Origin of the sequence: uncultured Corynebacterium sp., assembly GCF_937999985.1 — a bacterium.
In the GTDB taxonomy this organism is placed as follows: domain Bacteria; phylum Actinomycetota; class Actinomycetes; order Mycobacteriales; family Mycobacteriaceae; genus Corynebacterium.
The window spans coordinates 1-3,902 of sequence record NZ_CALLDG010000118.1; the positions used below are offsets into that span (position 1 = coordinate 1).

The window sequence follows — 3,902 nt, forward strand, 5'->3', positions numbered from 1 at the left end:
TTCCAGGAGAGCTTGCAGCTGTGCGGCCTTCTTGAAGACGTTGTTGTTGTAGCCACCGCACATGCCACGGTCACTTGAAACCACGAGGATTGCGGCGCGGGAAGCATCCGTCGGCTCCTGCAGGATCTTGTGATCCAGGCTGCTGGCGGAGGCCAGGCGCTGAACCACGCGGGTGATTTCCTCCGCGTAAGGCTCCGCATCGTCAACACGTGCCTGAGCCTTTGTGATCCTCGAGGTGGCGATGAGCTCCTGGGCCTTCGTGATCTTCTTGGTCGAGTTCACGGACTTGATTCGTGTCCTCAGTTCGCGAAGACTAGCCATAACTATCGCCTCCCTTCTGTTTCATTAATGGTTTTGGTGGTCACTGTGCTCACTTACCTTCCGCGCCTACTGAGTTTTGCGGGAGACAGTGATCTGAGACTTGGTGACCTCGTCGTCGCCAAGCGGGCGAGCTTCCGGCTCGTTGATGACGGGGGTGCCGTCGGTGGTCTGGAAGCCCTGCTTGAAGTCCTGGACTGCGCCAGCCAGCTCAGCCTTGGACTCGTCGCTGAACGGGGTGCCACCCTTGATCTGTTCGAACACGCCACCGTGGGAAGCGTGCAGGTTCTCCAGCAGCTCGGACTCGAAGCGGCGAACGTCCTCAACCGGAACGTCGTCGAACTCGCCCTCGCCGGCCAGGTAGATGGAAACCATCTGGTCCTCGACGGACTGCGGCTCGGTCTCCTTCTGCTTCAGCAGCTCGACCAGGCGCTTACCGCGCTCCAGCTGTGCCTTGGAAGCCGGGTCCAGGTCGGATGCGAAGGCAGCGAAGGCCTCCAGGTCGCGGTATGCGGCCAGATCCAGACGCAGGGAGCCGGACACCTTCTTCATGCCCTTGGTCTGTGCGGCACCACCAACACGGGAGACGGACACACCAACGTTGATAGCCGGTCGGACACCCTGGTTGAACAGATCGGACTCCAGGAATACCTGACCGTCGGTAATGGAAATAACGTTGGTCGGAATGAAGGCAGACACGTCGTTCGCCTTCGTCTCAATGATCGGCAGTGCGGTCAGGGAACCGCCGCCCAGCTCGTCGTTCAGCTTCGCTGCGCGCTCCAGCAGACGGGAGTGCAGGTAGAAGACGTCACCGGGGTATGCCTCACGGCCCGGCGGGCGACGCAGCAGCAGGGAGATCGCACGGTAGGCCTCAGCCTGCTTGGTCAGATCATCGTAGATAACCAGGACGTGCTTGCCCTGGTACATCCAGTGCTGGCCCAGTGCGGCGCCGGTGAACGGTGCCAGCCACTTGAAGCCGGCGGAATCGGATGCCGGTGCTGCCACGATGGTGGTGTACTCCAGCGCGCCGTGGTCCTCCAGGGTCTTACGGATCGAAGCGATCGTGGAGCCCTTCTGGCCAACAGCAACGTAGATGCAGCGAACCTGCTGCTTCGGGTCGCCGGTTGCCCAGTTGTCGCGCTGGTTCAGGATGGTATCGATGCAGACCGAGGTCTTACCGGTCTTGCGGTCGCCAATGATCAGCTGACGCTGACCACGGCCAATCGGGGTCATCGCGTCGATAGCCTTGATGCCGGTCTGCATCGGCTCCTCGACGGGCTGGCGCATCAGAACGGAGGGCGCCTGGAGCTCGAGGGCACGTTCTTCCTCGGACTCGATGTCGCCCAGGCCGTCGATGGCCTGACCCAGTGGGTTGATAACGCGGCCGAGGAACTTCTCCCCAACCGGAATGGACAGGACCTCGCCGGTCCTCTTGACCTCGTCGCCCTCCTTGAGGGTCTCGAAGTTACCCAGGATCACGACGCCGACGCTGTCGGTGTCGAGGTTCTGTGCGACGCCAATCACGCCGCCTGGGAACTCGAGTAGCTCGTTAGCCATCACAGAGGGCATGCCGCTTACCTGGGCAATACCGTCTGCAGCCGCCGTGACCACGCCGACCTCCTCACGGGAGGCCTCCGCGGAGTAGCTCGAGGTGTAGTTCGCAATCGCGCTACGGATCTCGTCGGAGGAGATCGTCAGCTCCGCCATGTTCTTCCTGCTCTCGGTTTCGTCTTCCAGCATCTATTTTCTTGCTTGGTCTTTGTCGGTTCCTTGGGGCGCCTTTTTATGACGCCCTAAGCGATCGACGCGCGGAGGCGCCGCAGGTTACCTGCAGTGCTGCCGTCGATAATTTCGTGTCCGACGCGGATCACGGCACCGCCGAGGAGGCTGGTATCAACCTCGGAGTGGACCGCAATCTTGCGACCGTAAATCTTTTCCAGCTTGTCCGACAGAGTCGACTTCTGCTGTTCACCCAGGGCAGCTGCGGCACGGACACGCGCTACGGTGCGTCCTTCCAGTGCAGCTACCTCGTCAACCAACGAGTCAAGTTCCTCGACTGGACGCTGGCGCAAACGGCCAATTGCCTGCAGCGCCAGTGCCTCGGTCGTGGAAGTGACCTTGCCATACAGGACCTTTGCCAGCAGGTCGCGGCGAGCATCCGGGGATGCGGCGCGGTCGGCCAGCTTCAGCTCCAGCTCCGGCTCGCGTTCGATGACACGGGCCAGCTGGAACAGTTCGTCTTCAACGCGGTCCTGCTGACCTTGAGCGTCGGCGGCGCGCAGCAGGGCCAGGCGGCCCAGCTTCACCAGTCCGTCGCGCAGGTCGCGAGTGTTGGACCACGACTGGGATACAGCAGCAGACACGATTTCTTCCGTCGAGGCAGATACCTTGCCGCCGAACAGGCTCTTGGCCAGTTCCACGCGGGTGTTAGCATCCCTCGCCGGGTCGATCAGCGCGACACGTAGGCCGCGGTCACTGTCGAGCAGCTCGACAACGTCGAACAGCTCGGTGCCGGTGGTTACACCGGTGCCCACTTTGTCGGAGGTCTCGTTAAGACCCTGGTCCAGGGTCTGCTCGAGGCGCTCAATTGCCTCTCGGCTCGCTGCGTGCATACCGATCACTTCCCGGATGCGCCGACGTTGTCCAGTCCGGCGAGGAAGTTATCGATGGTGCCCGAGCGCTTCACGTCGTCCGACAGCTGCTCGCCCAACAGGCGCTCAGCCAAGTTGATGGAGTTTTCACCCATCTCCTTGCGCAGGTCGGTGACAACGGCGGAACGCTGTGCCTCGAGCTGCTTGTGGCCCGACTCGACGATACGGTTGGACTCTTCGGTTGCCTGAGCCTTCATGTCCGCAATGATCTTCTGCCCCTGGGAACGGGCGTCATCACGAATCTGCGCAGCCTCAGTGCGTGCCTCAGCAAGCTGAGCGTTGTACTTCTCCAAGGCAGCCTTAGCCTCTGCCTGAGCGGACTCGGCGCGCCGAATGCCGCCCTCGATCTGGTCCTCGCGCTGATTCAGCACTTCCTGGAACTTCGGAAGCACGAACTTCCAGAAGACAAACAGGATGACTGCAAAAGGAATGATGGACCAGACGATGTCGTACAGCGGAGGAAGCAGCGGGTTTACCGACTCCTCCATCGGCAGCTTCTCAGCTGCTAACAAAAAGGTGTTCGTCATAGTCTCCAGCTTTCGATTCTGGTGCGGTGGTTAGAAAGTGCTCTTAGAGAGCGGCCAATCGCACTGAAATTAGAACAGGAAGCCGGCGACGAAGCCGATCAGAGCCAGTGCCTCGGCGAAAGCGATACCCAGGAACATGGTGGTGCGCAGCTGGCCGGCCATCTCGGGCTGGCGAGCCATTGCCTCAGCGGTCTTACCTGCAACGTTGCCCACACCGATAGCGGAGCCGATAGCAGCCAGGCCGTAGCCGATGGTGCCGAAGCCCTGGAACTTGGTGGTGGTGTCCTGCGCGATGAGGAAGATGTCGTTCATTTGGTTTCCATTACCTTTCTGAGAACCAGCCGGTTACAGCTTTTCTGTTGTTGTTATCCGGCTTGGTCATTTGAGTACTTAAAAAGGGGCGAAT

Annotated in this window: 5 protein-coding genes; all 5 read right to left on the minus strand. The window is 60.9% G+C overall.

All coding sequences use genetic code 11. The features are described 5' to 3' along the window. On the minus strand, positions 1-321 hold a 321-nt coding region (locus Q0331_RS05690; protein ID WP_298075497.1), incomplete at its 3' end, for a F0F1 ATP synthase subunit gamma. 66 nt (positions 322-387) lie between these two features. Beyond that, positions 388-2,025, minus strand: a complete 1,638-nt coding sequence (atpA, locus tag Q0331_RS05695) for a F0F1 ATP synthase subunit alpha (protein ID WP_298075499.1) — start codon at positions 2,023-2,025, stop codon at positions 388-390. Positions 2,026-2,111: 86 nt separating this feature from the next. Beyond that, a complete protein-coding gene (locus Q0331_RS05700) occupies positions 2,112-2,930 on the minus strand; it encodes a F0F1 ATP synthase subunit delta (RefSeq protein ID WP_298075498.1) in 819 nt (272 codons plus the stop codon). A gap of 5 nt (positions 2,931-2,935) precedes the next feature. After that, on the minus strand, positions 2,936-3,496 hold the full coding sequence (locus Q0331_RS05705; protein ID WP_034985593.1) for a F0F1 ATP synthase subunit B: 561 nt from the start codon (positions 3,494-3,496) through the stop codon (positions 2,936-2,938). 69 nt (positions 3,497-3,565) lie between these two features. Continuing rightward, on the minus strand, positions 3,566-3,808 hold the full coding sequence (locus Q0331_RS05710) for an ATP synthase F0 subunit C (RefSeq protein WP_005292984.1): 243 nt from the start codon (positions 3,806-3,808) through the stop codon (positions 3,566-3,568). Positions 3,809-3,902 lie beyond the last annotated feature (94 nt).